Below are 18,173 nucleotides of genomic sequence, written 5' to 3'. Positions count from 1 at the left end.
AGTGTATTGTCCCGACTTCATGTCGGGATCTCATAAAAAACAAAGGAAATGAAAATAATCTCATACAACGTAAATGGCATTCGTGCAGCAATAAATAAAGGGTTTATAGATTGGTTAAAAAGTGCCAATCCAGATGTCATTTGTTTGCAAGAAATTAAAGCTTTAAAAGAGCAACTGAATTTAGATGCTTTTGTTGAAGCTGGCTACACATACAACTATTGGTTTAGTGCTCAAAAAAAAGGCTATAGCGGTGTTGCTATTTTAAGCAAAATAAAACCAAACCATGTAGAATATGGCACAGGAATTGCTTCGATGGATATTGAAGGCCGTAACCTTAGAGTCGATTTTGATGGTGTTTCGGTAATGAGTTTGTATTTGCCTTCGGGAACCAATGACGCTAGGTTAGACCATAAGTTTGAGTACATGGATATGTTTCAAGAGTATATAAACACCCTTCAAAAAGAGATTCCTAATTTAATTATTTGTGGCGATTACAATATTTGCCACGAAGAAATAGACATTCATAACCCTAAAGGTTTGTGCAATACCTCTGGATTTTTACCAGCAGAACGCAAATGGATAGGGGCATTTATAAATAACGGATTCACGGACTCTTTCAGATATTTAAACAAAGAACCAGATAACTATACGTGGTGGAGTTACCGAGCGAATTCAAGAGCAAACAACAAAGGGTGGCGATTAGATTATGCCATGGTTTCAAATGTCATACAAGAAAAGATAAAAAGAGCCGTTATACTGTCAGACGCTGTGCATAGTGACCATTGCCCTATTTTATTGGAAATTGAAAATTAAACCCAAATTTATTAAACCAAAAACCGTAAAGAATTTAAAAATGATTAAAAAAATCTCATTAATTACGTTAACATTAGTAGTTGCTGCTTCATGTGTGTCTCCTAAAATTTACAAAGATTTAGAAGCAAAATATGCCAATCTAAAGCAAGAAAACAGAAAGTTATTCGATGAAAACGAAGAGTTGTTGTACCAAAAAACAACTGCCGAAAACAATCTAAAGCAACTTAAAGAAGCTTATGCAGAAGCGGTTTCAGAACGCGACAAATTGCAAGGCGATTACAATGCTGCCAAAGCAAATTTAGAAACACTAAAAGCGTCTTACGATGCATTAGAAAAAAACAGTTCGGCGGCCATCGCATCAAATTCACAAAAAAACAGAGAATTATTGGCACAGCTAGAAGCTAAAGAACAAGCTTTGGCAGATGAAAACCAACGATTGGAAAATCTTAAAAAAGAATTACAAGACCGCTCGAACCGTGTAGCAGAGTTAGAAAAAGTTATTTCAGATAAAGATGCTGCCATGACCGCTTTAAAAGATGCCATATCCAAAGCCTTAACAGATTTTGAAGGCAAAGGGTTAACCGTGGAACAACGCGATGGCAAAGTATATGTTTCTATGGAGAATAAGTTGTTATTTAGTTCAGGAAGTTGGGCGGTTGGCACCGAAGGTAGAAGAGCCGTACAACAATTAGGCACCGTTTTAGCAAGCAATCCTGATATAGCTGTTTTAATCGAAGGTCACACCGATAATGTACCTTATCAAGCGAATGGTCAAATAACCAATAACTGGGATTTGTCAACCAAACGCGCCACAGCCATTGTTACTATTTTAAGAGAAAACGCAGCTATAAACCCTGAAAATTTAACCGCAGCAGGTCGTGGTGAATTTGCACCAATAGCAACCAACGACACGCCTGAAGGAAAAGCAAAAAACCGACGCATCGAAGTTATTTTAACGCCTAAGTTAGACGAGCTTTCAAGGTTGTTAAACGATAATTAATATTTGGGCGTTACCACAAGGGTCGCGCTTTCAGCTATATCTTTTTTGCTTTTATTGGCAAAAAAGGATGCCGCTTCAATCACTAACGCAATATAGCCTAAAAGGTATTAACATATTTTTAAACCTTTCAGTTCATTTGTAACTGAAAGGTTTTTTATCTTTAAAAATAGAATCCTCTATGAAATACACTACCATACCAAAAACCGATATAAAAGTTAGTAAAATATGCCTAGGCACCATGACTTGGGGAAACCAAAATACCGAAGCTGAAGGGCATGCCCAATTAGATTACGCCCTAGAGCAAGGTGTTAATTTTATTGATACTGCCGAAATGTATCCTGTGCCAGCAAGTCCAGAAACACAAGGGGCAACCAGTAAAATTATAGGCACTTGGTTACAAAAAACAGGAAACCGCGACAAAGTTGTTTTGGCTAGTAAAATTGTGGGTCGTCCAAGCGATTATACTGCCCATATTAGAACTACGGGAATCACTTCGGAATCTATAAAAGAAGCTATAAATAAGGAATTGGAACGCCTACAGACCGATTATATTGATTTATATCAAATACATTGGCCAGAGCGCGAAACCAACACCTTTGGAACGCGCGATTACAAACACAACCCTAATGATGCATGGCAAGATAATTTTAATGAGGTACTATATGCATTGGAACAACACATTAAAGCAGGTAAAATTCGTCATGTAGGTATGTCTAATGAAAAAGCTTGGGGAGCGATGCGTTACTTAGAAGAATCTAAAAACCATGGTTTACCACGAATGAAAACCATACAAAATGCCTATTCGTTGATAAACAGGGGGTTTGAAGGTGATATGGCAGAAATATCCATACGCGAAAATTTAGGTTTATTAGCCTATTCACCCATGGCTTTTGGAGTGCTTTCCGGTAAATATATAAAAGGAACAGCAGCCGATAATGCGAGATTAAAACTGTTTCCAAGGTTTGCACGTTACAGCAGCGAACAAAGCACCGAAGCAACAAAACGTTATTTAAAAATAGCTGAAGATAATGGCATGACCTTGGCGCAAATGAGTTTAGCTTTTGTAAACCAACAACCTTTCGTCACTAGTAATATTATTGGAGCTACCAATTTGGAGCAATTAAAAGAGAATATAGATTCTGTTAATGTGACTTTGAGTGATGTCATTTTAAAGCAAATTAATGAGGTGCATGATGTAATTCCTAATCCTGCAACTTAATTCCTGCGAAAGCAGAATCTTTAAAAACCAATCTTTGACACCTGCGATCGAAAGGCTCGTGGTAACGGGGCCTGGACACGCTAAGCTTTTTGTTTTAAACCGTTAGTTTACTTTTGAGCCTCCTGTAACTTATAAAAATCGTACAGTTTTTTGTTATATGGATAATCCCAGCATCCCATTCTATGAAAAAGGTCTCCACCAAATCCTTTTTTGTAAATATGGATGCCATGTAGTGGGTGAGTTTGATTTAAATTTGGAGCAGAGCCAAACATGTCGTATTCAGTACAGCCCCATGCTTTTGCCATTCGTATGGATTCCCATTGCAGGGCATAACTTGCCATTAAATTGTTTTTTGAAGATTTAGATGCTCCATATAAATAGGTGCCTCTTTTTTTTGATAAAACTAGAAACATTGAAGCGAGGAACTTGCCATCAATATCGGCCATCAGCATCTTAACGGTAATGCCATTTTTGTTGTTATCTTGGTTTTTTAAAATAGTAGAAAAAAAGTCTTGATTTTGTAAAGGCATGTCATGTCGAATGGCCGTATCAAGATATAATTTATACCATGAATCCATATGTTCAATTCCGTATTCACGTACTCTAATGCCTTTTTTATTCGCTTTTCTTATATTGTATCTTGTGTTGTATCTCATGTTATAAAGCAAGTCTTGCTCTTCCAAAGTCAAATCAAGGAAAAAAGTGTTTTTGGGAAGGTTATCTGTTACGCTTTTTTGTAAGTTCCAATTACTGGTGCCAAAATTTACCCTGAATTCTTGGGTTTGGTTAGGTGGCGGGCCAATCCAATTACCTGAATTGTCAAAATATTCTTTTTCAGCAGCCCATTGATTCTCCCAAATTAAATCGTAACGGATAAAGATGCAATTTTTAGGTAAGTGTGGTTTTATTGATTCAGATAAAAGTTCTAAAAATATGCCTTGGTTTTCAAATGTAGGTTCTAATTTGGGACCGTAAGGAACGTAAGCAATACAGGTATCCTTATTTACGTACTTAATTAGTATCAATAAGTCTTCAACTTCTTTTTCTAAAGAACTAGCAGTGCTAATTAACAAATTTTTAGAAATAGTTAACTCAAATCCTTGAGGTATAAACCCTTGGTTACTTTTTACACGCCCCCAAAAAGGAGTTTGAGGTAATATATTTGTTGTTTTAAATTCTTCAATATCTTTTCTCTCTAACTCGCAAATCATTTTTTTAGCGGCAAAACTAAGGAATCATATACTTAATTTAAAATCATTTTAGTTTGATTGCCGTCTTTATCAAGAAGCGAGTGCAAAAGGAAGTTTGGCAATGCCCAAAATACTATTTCTTGTTTCATTACGTTTGCTTAACTTTGGTACACTAAATTAAATAAGCCTTGTCGTTGAACTTACAAGATATTCCTCGTGTAAAAACAATTACAAAAGAGGACTTTTTAAAACACTATTTTAAACCGCAAAAACCTGTGGTTATTGAGCGTTTTATAGACCATTGGCCTGCTTACAGCAAGTGGAATTTAGACTATATGAAAACCGTTGGGGGCGAAATCACCGTTCCGTTATACGACGATAGACCGGTTGATTATAAAGATGGTTTTAACGAGCCGCATACCAAAATGAGACTCGCCGATTATATAGATTTGTTAAAAAGCGAACCTACAAAATACCGTATTTTTTTATGGAATGCCATTAAGGAAATACCCCTATTACAAAATGATTTTACATTTCCCGATTTTGGCTTGCGCCTTATGAAAGGCATCCCGATGCTATTTTTTGGCGGACGTGACTCATATACCTTTATGCATTACGATATTGATCTGGCCAATATTTTCCATTTTCATTTTGAAGGCAAAAAACAAATTATTTTGTTCGACCAAAACCAGAACAAATATTTGTATAAAGTACCGCATGCACTAATTACCCGCGAAGACATTGATTTTGCCAATCCCGATTTTGAAAAATGGCCCTTGCTAAAAAAGGCACAGGGTTACCAAACCGAACTAAACCATGGCGAAGTATTGTATATGCCCGAAGGCTATTGGCACTATATGCGCTATATAACGCCGGGTTTTTCCATGAGCTTACGTGCCATGGCCCGTAATCCTAAAAATTTTGGTAAAGCTATTTATAATATTGTTGTTATGCGTAATTTTGATAACGCCATGCGCCGTATGAAGGGTCAAAAATGGATTGATTGGAAAAACCAACAAGCTATTACCAAAACCCATAAGAACTTATAAATAAAGCTATTTTTTACAATAACTTATATATATTTGCCTACTTAAAATTTAAACTTAAATCATGCGAAAAATAATTTTATTAGTAACTATTCTTAGTGCAACGCTTAGTAATTCACAAGCTTTTATAGGTAGTGGCGACAACAAACTCCAGTTAGGAACCAATCTTCAAAACAATGCTACTGGTGTTAATATTAGCTACGATTTTGGTTTGGGCGAAAACATATCAGTTGGTATATCATCATCATACGCTTTGGGTCTTAGCGACGATATTTCTGCTAGTTTTGGCGACCGTTTTGATGTTAAAGGGCGTTTTAATGCCAACTTGGGAAACGTCGTTAATGTAGATGAGAATTTTGATATCTACCCAGGTTTAAACCTGAGCCTTAAAAATTTTGGTGGCCATTTAGGGATGCGTTACTTTTTTACAAACGGCTTTGGTGTTTTTACAGAATTTAACGTGCCTTTTGCAAAATACAATACCGATGTTTTAGATGCTGGCGAAAAATTACATAACCAGTTTACACTTAACTTAGGAGCTTCTTTTAATTTATAAAAAAGACTGTTGATTAATATCAAACAAGATCATTTTTAAAAAGCGGAAAAATTTAGTTTTTTTCCGCTTTTTTTGTAACGGTCATCTTAATAAAAAGTCAGAGGTTTCTATTACGGAATTAAATAAGGTTAAATGGATTAGTTTTATTTTGAAAGCGGTATTAACCTCAATTTATTTCCGCAATAGCGATTGTCTATACAATTTCAATACATGGAGATGGCTCAGTAAGTGACAAAAAAAATCCCAAACAATGAATTGCTTGGGATTTAGTTTATTATGAGATTCCGACTTTCGTGGGAATGGGAAATTAATATCTGTAATACTCAGGTTTAAAAGGACCTTCAACCGATACACCAATGTATTCAGCTTGGTCGGGTTTTAACTCAGTAAGTTCAACACCAATTTTAGCTAAGTGTAATTTGGCTACTTTTTCATCAAGATGTTTAGGTAACATATACACATCGTTTTTGTAGGCGTCGCTATTGGTCCAAAGTTCAATTTGAGCCAAGGTTTGGTTTGTAAATGAATTACTCATTACAAAACTTGGATGACCAGTGGCGCAACCTAAATTTACTAAACGGCCTTCTGCAAGTATAATAATGTCTTTACCATTAACAGTGTATTTGTCTACTTGAGGTTTGATGGTGTTTTTGGTGTGGCCGTGGTTTTTCTTTAACCAAGCCATATCAATTTCATTATCAAAATGTCCGATATTACAAATAATGGTTTTGTCTTTTACAGCTTCAAAATGTTCACCACGCACAATATCTTTGTTTCCGGTTGTGGTTATAATGATATCAGCGTTTGGAGCAACGGTTTCTAGCTTTTTTACTTCAAAACCATCCATAGCCGCTTGTAAAGCACAAATCGGGTCAATTTCTGTAACAGTTACGATACTTCCTGCACCTTTAAAAGAAGCTGCAGTACCTTTACCTACATCGCCATAACCACAAACAACTACGCGCTTTCCAGCAAGCATTAAGTCGGTAGCACGACGAATAGCATCTACGGCACTTTCTTTACAACCGTATTTGTTGTCAAATTTACTTTTTGTAACCGAGTCGTTTACATTAATGGCCGGCATTGGTAACGTTCCTTTTTTAACACGCTCGTATAATCTGTGAACACCTGTAGTGGTTTCTTCACTCAATCCTTTAATGCCAGGTACTAGTTCTGGGTAACGGTCTAAAACCATATTGGTTAAATCGCCACCATCATCAAGAATCATGTTAAGAGGTTGTCTGTCTTCACCAAAGAAAAGGGTTTGTTCAATACACCAATTAAATTCTTCCTCGGTCATATCTTTCCAAGCATAAACTGATGTTCCTGCAGCAGCAATGGCAGCAGCAGCTTGGTCTTGGGTAGAGAAAATGTTGCAAGAACTCCAAGTAACCTCGGCACCTAAAGCCTGCAATGTTTCAATTAAAACCGCTGTTTGGATAGTCATATGCAAACATCCTGCAATACGTGCACCTTTAAGTGGTTGCGAATTTCCGTATTCTTCACGTAAGCTCATAAGTCCTGGCATCTCGGCTTCGGCTAATTCTATTTCTTTTCGTCCCCAAGCTGCAAGCGAAATATCTTTTACTTTATTGGCTACGTAAGGAATTGTTTTTGTACTCATATCAACTTTTTATTTTTTCTTTGTTTTATAAAAAGAAAACATCTTTGGAATCGTATTAAAATAGTTAAATTGCTCAACAAAAATGTTTAATCTGCCTTAGGCAGTGCAAAGATAACTAATAACTTTTAGAAAATTAAATGCCTCTTTACAAAACCATTACTCCTAATTCACAAACTGTTGTTAAAATCTGGAAGATTTCAGAATCTTTTGATGATTTAATGCAATTGGTAAAATTAAAACCCGAAAGTTTACAACGTGTTTTAGATATGAAAAGTGAATTGCACCAGCGTGGGTTTTTAAGTGTACGCTGTTTATTAGCCAAATTTGGATACGAAGATGCCGATTTGTTTTATGATGGAAACGGCAAACCGCATTTAAAAGATGGTAAGCAAATTTCCATTACCCATTCGTTTCATTTTTCGGGAGTCATAGTTAGTGACAATATTATTGGTATTGATATTGAAAAACAACGCAAAAAAATTAGCGTGATTGCTCATAAATTTATTGATTATGAGTTCAGCTATCTTAATGAACATGCAGCAGATTATGTTAATAAACTAACTGTTATTTGGTGTATAAAAGAATCGTTGTTCAAACTGTTTGCAACGCCGGGTTTGAGCTTTAAAAAACATTGTTTGGTCATTCCGGTATCTGATAATGACTATGAAACCATTGCTTGGATTGATTATGAAGATAAAAAATACTGTTACCAAGTTCAATTTTTAGAGTTTGAAGGTTTTACTTGTGCATATGCCATTAAATAGAACAAACCATTTTAAGATCATATTTATGTATTCGTGGCAGAAATGAGAAATATATACCAAAGCATATTAAAATCGATTGCTACTAAAGAGAAACTTTTAGCTGTTTTAATAGACCCCGATAAGTTCTCCGTTGAGAATACTAAATTTTTTCTAGGTAAAGTTAATGCCTCTATAGTAACCCATATTTTTGTTGGAGGTAGTACGGTTGAAGAAGGCGTTACCCATATTTTAGTTGCCGAAATAAAAAAGCAAACGACGCTTCCTGTCATATTATTTCCGGGAGATGTTACTCAAATTACAAACCATGCCGATGGATTGTTGTTTTTAAGTTTAATTTCCGGTAGAAACCCCGATTATTTAATAGGAAAGCAAGTTGAGTCGATTTCAAAACTTCGAAAGACAAAATTAGAGGTTATATCAACAGGTTATATACTTATTGAAAACGGTAAAAAAACAGCGGTCCAAAGGGTTACGGGGACACAACCAATAGCCAAAACAGCTATTCAAAATATAATTGATACCGCCAAAGCAGGGGAGTTGCTGGGAATGAAATTGATCTACTTAGAAGCGGGTAGCGGTGCTAAAAATCCAGTGTCCTCAGAAATTATTAAGTCGGTTAAACAAGAATTGCAAATACCATTAATTGTTGGTGGCGGCATTAGAAATAAACAACAACTAGCGTATGCCTATGACTCTGGTGCCGATTTGGTAGTTATAGGCACTGCTTTTGAGGAAGGTGAAGCGTTTTTTGATGCTTTGAAATAGGAATCTTTAAAATTTAAAGACACATCTTTTTTAAATTTGATTGATGATTGCCTTGACTGTAAGCTTTTTTGAAATCCCATATCAATTTCGACAAATCGTTTGATTTCTGAACTTGATACCAATGACAGAGCCATTATCTTTAAGGTTGATCGACAAGATGCTGACTTCTAAAAAGTTTAAGGGTTTCTTTTCTAAAAGTGTTGCTTCGCTTTAGGGTATAAAAAGACCACATTCTATCCCTAAAATGTGGCTTCTCTTTTTATTGCTTACTCTTACCGCCACTCGTTGAAAACGAGCGGTAGCGTATACGAGGACTAGCAGGGGCATAAAAAGTTTCTGTAATGGACGTACCATCCGTTACCTTCTTTTTAAGTTTTATGCCTGTGGCATCGTAAATATAATCAATAAATTTATTTGTTCCACTAAAGGTTACTTTTTTAGGTAAGTTTAAATGGTTGTACAGAATGCTTGTTGTCCCCTTGTTGGCGAGTTTTTCAATTGATTGGAGAATAACTAAAATAAGCCAAATTCGCTTCAGAAGCATACACTAGCAAAAAAAACAGCACCCCTAAATATATAAAAGTACTGCTTAGATTATTGTATATCTGTTTCATTTTCATCCAGTTCCCTTATATGGGACAGCTTGTTTTAAAATGTGCTTGGGAATAGCAGGGTAACACAAACGACCTCAACTAATCTTTCCTAGTAAAAAGCCACAACTTTTACGTTGTGGCTTTTAACTCTTGTTTTATTTCTTACTCGTTACGGCACGGAAAACATTTCCGCGCTAGCGGGGGGATTTTTAAATAATTACGACTTAAATATTGTATAACCACTAATTTGAGACATTACCATATATATCTGAACTTTTTAATTCTCTGATTTTTTCTGATACTGATTTACCTAAGCGTTTTTTTTCTGAAATACTAAACAATTGTTCTAAGAAATCAGGAGTAATAAAATTATAATAATTATAATTTATAAAGGTGTTATATACTCTCAAATGACTTCTATAATCCGAAGTCCTTTTTAAATTATCCAACAATTGATATAAATATTTCAACCTTTTCTCCTTACTATAAATCATTAAATTTAGAAGAATCTGATTCTTAACTATTAGCCTTTCATTTTTTTTATCTAATATTTCTTCAAGTTTATGGTATGTGTTCTTAAACTTATCATAATATATATCATAGGTCTCAATTTGAAAATCTAAAACACTTAATTTTATAAAATAATGCTTGGATTCAAATAAAAATTTAAAATAGGTATTGAATAATTCTAAATCGTCTACCCTAATTTCAGATGCTAATTCAATAAGGATAGAAGAAAACCAATAATCTTTACTATTAGAGTTGTTTTTAATGAACTTAATAAAATAAGGTCTATTAGATAAATCATTAACAATATCATAATCTTCAATAAAATCAATTTTATCGTCCATCGATAATTTTTCAAATTTCTTTATTAAATCAGACTTCACCATTATAATTTATTTTCTTCCAGTTCCAGTCCCTTTTTCAGAACCCTTTTTCTGTTTGTTTCTTTGACCCCTTACTTTCTGTTCTTTTTGCAGTCTTAATTTAAGGGCTTTTTGCTGCTTATTAAGCTGTCCGCTTAATTTGCTTACTTCTTGAGCAATTTCATCATCACTCCAGTCTCTCAATCCGTCATCACTATGGTTTCCACGAGCTGTTTTTGAAAAATTTAATGTAGCTTTTGACTGATTTAAAAGATAAGTAGCCCCAGCACCAACCATGGCATAAGTTGCCCATTTAGGCCAAGCAGCATCTGTCCCATCAAGTACGACACCATCGGCAGTCATAAATGCTGTCGCAGCCAACGCTACTGCATCAGCTCCAGCTAATTGAACCTCATTTCCATTTTCACCTACCGATGAAACCACATCAACTAAAAATGATGTATCCAATCCCCCAGCTTTTAACATTGATTCTGTTGCTTCTGACTGAACTATACTTCCATCATTTTTAAAATTATAAATAGCTCCATTTTGGTCTTTCCCAACAAACGAGGAAACTCCTGTTAATGTTATATTACTTGTTTGTTCATCGCCATTTTCATCAGTATATGAATAACTGTGGTTATACTCACTACCTTTGTGCCAATGATAGCTTGCTTCTTCTTCTCCTTCCGCCATATAATAAAACCAATCCTGTCCATCTGGGTCAACAAATACAATTGGATTATTGGCTCCATAATGATATGGTGTAATTGAAATACTATGTGCTATATCAGCTAATGGGTCAATATTCATCCACCTTCCCAGTGCAGCATCATAGTTCCTTGCCCCAAAGTCCAACCACTGAAGCGTATTGTTGAACTCGTTCTGCTCTTCCTTACCCCCAAACCCATACGGATGGTCAACACCATTTATGGTTCCGTTGTACCCCTTGTGTTTGAGTCCAAAAGGATAGTAGTTGTTCTCCTCCAGTATCTCTAATACAGGCGTAGAGGTAGTACTCATGTCCTTATAAGAAAGCCTGATGTTCCCTAAGTGATCCTTATATTGATAAGCGTAATTAAAGTATTCTTGTTCATTGGGCTCTACATATCCCTCAGGATGATTAAAGAATTTTAATGAGATTCCAGAATAACTAGTACCACTATAAACGAAATTACCCGCGTATTGTGTTAGGTAATCATGGGAAACTCCTTGAACTTTCTTTTTCTTTTGCAATTTCATACCGTTAGCATCGTAAATATACTCAATATTATCGGCTAAAGAAATTTCATTATCAGTTTGTTTAATATATATTTTGGTTGGTAAGTTTAAGTGATTATATTCGATATGGGTGATACGCTTATTAAGATCTTTAGTCATGTTGCCATTAGCGTCATAAGAATAATCATCTACTGAGTCTGGGGCCGTATTCAGGGCATCATCCTTAAAGCCGTACTGGTCTATAGGTGCCGCATCGGCCACCCTCATAAGTTTGTTGCTATTGGCCAGATAACTATAGGTCAGGTCATCCATCGTGCCGAAAGTTGTAGCACCACTATTGGTATGCCCCCGTCTCACAAGATTGGTAATGTTCCCGTTTTTATCATAAGCAACATTGGCCAGGTCATAATTATTGTTTGAAGGGTTGGTACCACTTGTTATCCTATTAAGGGCATCATAACCGTATTTGTACCAACGAAGGACATTATCGTTCTGGGTTTTCCATTCGGTTTCGGATATGTTGCCGTTAAATAAATTTGTGCCCCCGTGTGTATTTGTATTGTAATTAATCTTGAATGCAAACAAATCGTTGCCTAGAGCGGTTGGATTGTTTATTTGCTTTAACCAGCCACGAATGTTATAGGTATAATCTATGGTTTGTAGACCCGCTGAGTTTTCTATGGTGCCTGCCGCAACGCCTCCCACTTTTTTGTTCTCCAATTGCCCGAGCTCGTCATATTTGTTTAAAACAATAAGCTCTCTTTCTTGGGTGTCAGAGTTTATTTTGGCACTAAAACCAGGTAAAGCCGTAAAATTAGGTTTCAAGGTTATAGAGGTACTTGCTATATAGCTTGTTTGGTTATTGGGAGTGGTATCGTCCAGTATTAAATCTATAGTAGCATCAAATTCTGAGTCCCTAAGACCTTGAGTTTGGGCTAGGAGCCTGCCCATATGGTCGTACTCAAAAGTGTCTTCCACTACAATGTCTTCTGCATCTATTTTTCTATGTATACTTACTGTACTTAATATTTTACCAATAAAATCGGGTTTGCTTTTTACAATATCGGTTGTTTTTAAATAACTGTTATAACTTCCTATCCAGATAGGTTGTGCTTTTTTATTAAAAACAGTTATAGTCGTTATCCATTCATTGGTATCTAAAACTTTAACTTTAGATGCAGTTGCTAAACTTTTGGTATATGTAGCTATATCGCCCGTTTCCCATACTTCACTTGGTATAGTAATAGATGTAGGTATATTGAAACTGTAATTATCGTAATAATTTACAGTAAGTACTTCTATGTTGCTGTTAGGAAAGCTTTGGTTGCCATAATAGTGATAACTACCTTCTGAGTTTTGTTTGCTTTCATATAAATTAGCAGAAGTATTTGTATAATATGCATCTAAAATACCTTGCATCTCACTTTGGCTTTTTAAACTGGAATATTGATAAATGCCTGTATAAACTATTCTGCCAAAAGCATCATATTTAGTGAATAACCATTTATTATTAGCTCTTAAATTGGCATCTTGTGTTAATACAGGTCGGTCTAGTTTATCGTAGACAATGTATTCCCACCCTTTACCTGGAATTCTTTTTTCGATTAAACGGTTACGATAATCGTATTTGTATTGATAACATAAATCGTTTAATTTACTGTTGATAGTTGCTAACGTAGCTGTGCCAGCTTCTGCTTTTGGAGGTAGCACATAGGTTAGGTTGCCAAATTCGTCGTATACATAATAAGTATCGTGTGGTGTTGATACTCCCGAAACATCTGCATAGGTACGCGTCAGTATAACACGTCCCTGCTTGTCCTTAAACTCTTCGGTGGTATGGTTTGTGCCAACCGTCCAGTTTTCGTCCTTGGTAACGGTCTTATATAGTTCATTTGAATTATAATAATCATTAAATGCCAATTCTATTTGTGCTGTATCATTGTCTGGATGTGATACAGAAAATACTTTTACCTCAGAATTTGGAACAGGATTTAATCTATAAACTTTAATATTGTCAATAAAGAAATTAGTTATATTAAAAGTACTATTGTTAGCCACATTATGTTTTAAAAAATATAATCCTAATTGGGTAGTATTAGAAGGTACCGTGATTTTTATATTATATGTTCCATCGGTTAGGTAATCTTCAAGTGTAGTGGTGCCTACAATATTTAACATAACCCTTTCTGTACTTCCCTGATTAAAATCAAAACTAATATATAAAGTTTCTCCTTCTATAACAGCAATATCATGCTTTACCCCTTCACCGGGATATTGTGGCGTTGCTTTTAACATTCCATTTTCAATAGAAAAATTATTACTAGGGCCAACTGCGTACCAATTATTAGTATTTATTGTAAAATCATCATTTAATAAAAATTGTGGTGTTGGTGAGTCATTGGATAGATAATTAAACTTTATTTCATGCCCTTCTCCTAAGCTCCAATTTTTTCCCGGAGCGGCTTGTTTTAAAACCCTGTTAAGAGGAGAAGATTCATAAGCTTTTTCAGAATAAGGATTGGGAAAACCTATGTCTAAATCATCAGGAAATTTCGACAAATAATATAAGTTTAGATTATTTACTAACGCTGTCGGGTCTCTATAGTCCAAGGATGTGCCTACAGTTTGTATTGGATTTGCATAAGGTAAATATGTTTTTACTTGCCTTCCAAAATCATCATATAAAATAGGTGTGATGATATCTTGACGACTACCACCTGCTTGTCTTGCAATAGCCTGTATTGGTCTATTCAATCCATCATAATAGGTAATAGTCTCTATTATGTCATCATTGGTCAGAGAAGTATTAGACAAGGTATTCAATCCATCCTGCGTTTTTACTTGATAGTTTTTGGTGTGTATATAGTTTTCAGAATTTGTTTGTGCCACTATAGAAGATGAAACAAGTAATGCTATTAAGGTTATTAATATCTTTTTCATCGTTCTTTAGTTTTTATAATTGTATTTATGCTCACTTATAATATTGCCTTCTTTATCTTTGGTATATTTCAATCTGCCTAAATTGTCATATTCATAATATTGAACTAATTTATTAGGACTTGTTATACTAGTAACACCAACAAGAGGCTCATAGGTATAGGTGGTAATTAATGCTGCATCAAGACCATCCCTTAGGGCATTGAAAGATTCACTTACCAATGTACCATTATTACTTGCTATTTGTAAAGCAGCAACATATCCTTCTATCTGCGTATAAGTTGCGCCTTCTATTTTAGCTATAGGAAATTGTTTACTATATCCCCAAATAAAACATATTGGAACGTTGTTTGTAACCGTGTATTGTAGAAGATTGCCTTTGTCATCATACATATCATAAGTAACCTTTTTTTCGAAATCGTAATTTTCTTTTTTTGTAAAAATATTCTTTGGTAGTGTTAAGCCATCGTCTGGACATTGGAACTCCGTTTTTTCCTGAGCAAGTATTCCACCATCTTTTTTTGTTGTCTTTTGAATTGGTATCGCAATTCGGTTTTGTGCGATCAATTTATTTATACAAGGTTCATTTAACAAATCCTCTGGATAATCATACTCCATACTAATTTGTTCACCTACTGAATTGCTGGTAAACTCTTTACTTAACAAATGTCTGGAATTATAATTATAATTAGTTTCGGTTATTACTCCCTCAATAGGAATGCCTTCATTAGAATTATACGCTGTTACCTTTTTTTTGTCCAATAAAACCTTCCCTACTTTAATAGGATAAAAATGAATAGCCCTAAGTTTATTATAGTAGCCTGTTGAATTAACTTCAGAACAGGTTAACCATCTATTTAAATCATCAAAAATAAACGCCCAATAATTTCTAAAATCTTCAACTTTATATTCATACGTCTCTTTGTATGTAGGAAATAATATGGAGTTAGCCGAACCTGGATTCATTATTTTGTATATAGATTTTTTCTCTAAAAGGCCGTTATCTATTGCCATTGCGCCAGGTATTCCAGGAATGATTGATTCAAAATATAGTATCTTATCTGCTTTATTTTTATAGTTATATACTTCTTTTCCATTTTTATATTTAATTTCACCACTAGGGTTTGAAGTCGATATATCGATTGAACCTGTAAATATTGTTACCTCGCTATACCCTATTAACGATCCATTTGCATTATAAGAAAAAGGCTGTGTAGCATCTGATTGAAGGATTGTTTTAGCGGTATAGCCTAATGAACTTTCAGTGTTATTTGAAAATCCCTCCGGGCACAGTTCTGTAAAACTCTCCGCTGTTGAGTCACAGTTAGGGGGTGTGCTAAATGGATAAGGAGGGTACATAATAAGCTGATTTCGTTCTATGCCTTCCATAAATCTCCAAAAAATAGGCTTTGTTATCATTATTCCATTTTTATACTGAAAATGCTTTTGTTCCGCTATTTTATTATCAGCACTATATGATTTAATTGATTTTACTCTAAGACCGGCTCCTTTATTCTCATAACTAGTTGCCGGAACCTCTTTCATATATTCAATTTCAGCAGATGCCCAAGGTCCGCCTAAAACTCCAGTTTTATTATCGGGATAATTTACTATTATTCTATATTGTCCCTCTGTTAATGCGGAGGTTTTAAGAAGACCACAAAAATTATTTTGGGTTGCATATTGGATAACCTCTGGGCTTGTTCGATTATATTCATGAACCATTTCCCAATTACTTCCTACTTTCTTTTGCAATATTATATATAAACGGTTATCATTAGGATGTACATTGGATGCCGGATAATAATAATAATCTGGGCACTCTACAGGTGATGAGCTAACACCATTATCGCAAGGTCCCCCAGCTATACTACAAAGAATTTGATAACTTAATTTAACAGCAGGATGTTCTTCTGAAATATAAAACTCTAATGATTTTTCATTTGTACTACCCACATCGTACACGCTTGCTTTTACAAGTTGATATGTGCTTGTATTAGTAGCATAAGGAACGAATTCGTTTGCTTCATATTCTATTTCTGTAAATCCTTTGGTAGGGTAAATTATTTTTGAAAGAACTCCAGCTTTAGCATACTCTTCTCTGGCTTTTCTTGAGGCGGTGGAGTTGGAGTTGTCAAAAAAAGGAGGAAATAATACATCATAATATCCCAAAGTATTTAAATTTGGTAACAAATTGGGATTATTATAACCATTAAAATATCCCCAAATATCTTGGGCAAAAGATGTTTTGTACGGAACTGGAGCCGTATTATATTCAAATTCATAACTAAAGGATTTGTTGTTGTTATCAATATTTGAAATTTCATCAGAAAACGTAACAGACAACAACTTCAGTCTTTTCGATTTAACATCCGTACTCATTGGAGGAGGCCCACCATTATAACTTCCTAAATTTACTGTGGAGGTATAATCGCCAAAACCAAGATTCCCTAAAAAATAGGTATAATTAAAATTAAAAATCTTTTTTGATAAGGTTTCACCTTGGTTAAACACTTGGATATTGAGTAGCTTTCTACCATTTTGTATATCTAATCTAGTCCCGTAATTAAATTTTACCTTTATGTTTTCTGTGTTGATTTCGACAAGATCATACTCTTTAATGCTACTGGTTGAAACACTTGAAAACAGGTTCCCCGAGAAGTCAGATGCATCAGATGACTTAGCCGTAACCCTCTGTGATATATGAGGAATTGGTATTGGATTGTTTTCTGCATACGAAAAATTCATTTCATGATTAGTTGGTGAAGTAACTTTAGTTAAATAGAACGTGTCACTAGATCTTATAAATGAAGTAGAATCCATTGAGAACCCATTTAAAGTAAATTGATAGACTGTACCATCAATTGTTGTTGCTTTATAGCCTCCATCATTTGGTAGTTTCTCAAACCTAATATCACTCCTGTCTATTGTAATAAAATTACCACTTCTATCCCTGATAAATTTACCGCTATAATTCCCAAAACTATATCGAAAAAGGAGGTATTTAAATCCTTTGGACTGGAGCCCTCCAAATAAATCTTGTGTCTCTTCATAAGATAAAGTATATATCTCTCCTTCATCATTAAAAAAAGTACAGGTTCTTTGAGGTATATTAGTATAAAGATCGTTATATGTGTATGATAAATTTTCAAGCTGAACACCATAAGGGTTGATAGTATATGGAGAACTAAAACCATCACCATTATTAATTCTTTCTATGACACCTCCCGCAATAAGATTCCATCCCAAACCAATATTTGTTGCTTCTTGTTCCACCTTTAAACCATTACTATAATAATTAATAGATATGTTATGATTGATGTCTCCTTCTTTTAAGTTGAATAAAGGAACATTGAAATTAGTGGTTCCATTATAATTAGATACAGGGACCTCTACCGAACTCATTAATCCTGATATATTTGGAGATGAGATGTTTGGTGTATTGATTAGATTTTGAGTTTCTACATTTTGGCTATAGAAATTTACAGTAAAAAAAGTAAATGGTAGTAAAAACAATATTTGAAATATTTTTTTCATATAATAATATAGTTATTCATTAAATTCTCTTATATAAAT

The 18,173-nt window shown here is 34.6% G+C and carries 13 protein-coding genes; 7 read left to right on the top strand and 6 right to left on the bottom strand.

Features of this window, described 5'->3' with window-relative positions; genetic code table 11:
- Positions 1-48 precede the first annotated feature (48 nt).
- The 3 genes from CJ739_RS05980 to CJ739_RS05970 all read left to right on the top strand — a co-directional run bounded on the left by CJ739_RS05980 (position 49) and on the right by CJ739_RS05970 (position 3,032).
- A complete protein-coding gene (locus CJ739_RS05980) occupies positions 49-813 on the top strand; it encodes an exodeoxyribonuclease III (protein ID WP_117173379.1) in 765 nt (254 codons plus the stop codon).
- 40 nt (positions 814-853) lie between these two features.
- Entirely contained in the window at positions 854-1,813 is a 960-nt protein-coding gene (locus tag CJ739_RS05975; RefSeq protein ID WP_117178780.1) for an OmpA/MotB family protein, read from the top strand.
- Between the two features lie 178 nt (positions 1,814-1,991).
- On the top strand, positions 1,992-3,032 hold the full coding sequence (locus tag CJ739_RS05970) for an NADP(H)-dependent aldo-keto reductase (RefSeq protein ID WP_117173377.1): 1,041 nt from the start codon (positions 1,992-1,994) through the stop codon (positions 3,030-3,032).
- 107 nt (positions 3,033-3,139) lie between these two features.
- Here CJ739_RS05970 and CJ739_RS05965 read toward each other — a convergent pair whose 3' ends face one another.
- Positions 3,140-4,243 carry a lipid II:glycine glycyltransferase FemX gene (locus CJ739_RS05965; protein ID WP_117173375.1) on the bottom strand — a complete coding sequence of 368 codons (1,104 nt, stop codon included), beginning with the start codon at positions 4,241-4,243 and terminating at the stop codon, positions 3,140-3,142.
- A gap of 167 nt (positions 4,244-4,410) precedes the next feature.
- On the opposite strand from CJ739_RS05965, the gene CJ739_RS05960 reads away from it, so the two are divergent.
- Positions 4,411-5,271: a cupin-like domain-containing protein gene (locus tag CJ739_RS05960; protein ID WP_117173373.1), complete on the top strand. Its 861-nt coding sequence runs from the start codon at positions 4,411-4,413 to the stop codon at positions 5,269-5,271.
- Positions 5,272-5,332: 61 nt separating this feature from the next.
- A complete protein-coding gene (locus CJ739_RS05955) occupies positions 5,333-5,824 on the top strand; it encodes a DUF6646 family protein (RefSeq protein ID WP_117173371.1) in 492 nt (163 codons plus the stop codon).
- 307 nt (positions 5,825-6,131) lie between these two features.
- Here the strand turns inward: CJ739_RS05955 and ahcY are convergent, their stop codons facing one another.
- Entirely contained in the window at positions 6,132-7,448 is a 1,317-nt protein-coding gene (ahcY, locus tag CJ739_RS05950) for an adenosylhomocysteinase (RefSeq protein WP_117173369.1), read from the bottom strand.
- A 137-nt stretch (positions 7,449-7,585) separates the two neighbouring features.
- Between ahcY and CJ739_RS05945 the strand changes: the two genes are divergently transcribed.
- Entirely contained in the window at positions 7,586-8,212 is a 627-nt protein-coding gene (locus CJ739_RS05945; protein WP_117173367.1) for a 4'-phosphopantetheinyl transferase family protein, read from the top strand.
- Positions 8,213-8,254: 42 nt separating this feature from the next.
- Positions 8,255-8,977, top strand: coding sequence for a phosphoglycerol geranylgeranyltransferase (locus CJ739_RS05940; RefSeq protein WP_117173365.1), 723 nt, complete (start codon positions 8,255-8,257; stop codon positions 8,975-8,977).
- A 259-nt stretch (positions 8,978-9,236) separates the two neighbouring features.
- Here the strand turns inward: CJ739_RS05940 and CJ739_RS05930 are convergent, their stop codons facing one another.
- The 4 genes from CJ739_RS05930 to CJ739_RS05915 form a co-directional block, all read right to left on the bottom strand.
- Positions 9,237-9,521 (bottom strand): hypothetical protein, encoded by a 285-nt coding sequence (locus tag CJ739_RS05930; protein WP_117173363.1) that lies wholly within the window; start codon positions 9,519-9,521, stop codon positions 9,237-9,239.
- Positions 9,522-9,812: 291 nt separating this feature from the next.
- Entirely contained in the window at positions 9,813-10,463 is a 651-nt protein-coding gene (locus tag CJ739_RS05925; protein ID WP_162880142.1) for a hypothetical protein, read from the bottom strand.
- A gap of 6 nt (positions 10,464-10,469) precedes the next feature.
- A complete protein-coding gene (locus CJ739_RS05920) occupies positions 10,470-14,600 on the bottom strand; it encodes a DUF6443 domain-containing protein (RefSeq protein ID WP_117173359.1) in 4,131 nt (1,376 codons plus the stop codon).
- A gap of 6 nt (positions 14,601-14,606) precedes the next feature.
- Entirely contained in the window at positions 14,607-18,134 is a 3,528-nt protein-coding gene (locus CJ739_RS05915) for a hypothetical protein (RefSeq protein WP_117173357.1), read from the bottom strand.
- Positions 18,135-18,173 lie beyond the last annotated feature (39 nt).

Origin of the sequence: Mariniflexile sp. TRM1-10 (genome assembly GCF_003425985.1) — a bacterium.
In the GTDB taxonomy this organism is placed as follows: domain Bacteria; phylum Bacteroidota; class Bacteroidia; order Flavobacteriales; family Flavobacteriaceae; genus Mariniflexile.
This window is presented reverse-complemented; position numbering and strand designations above follow the sequence as displayed.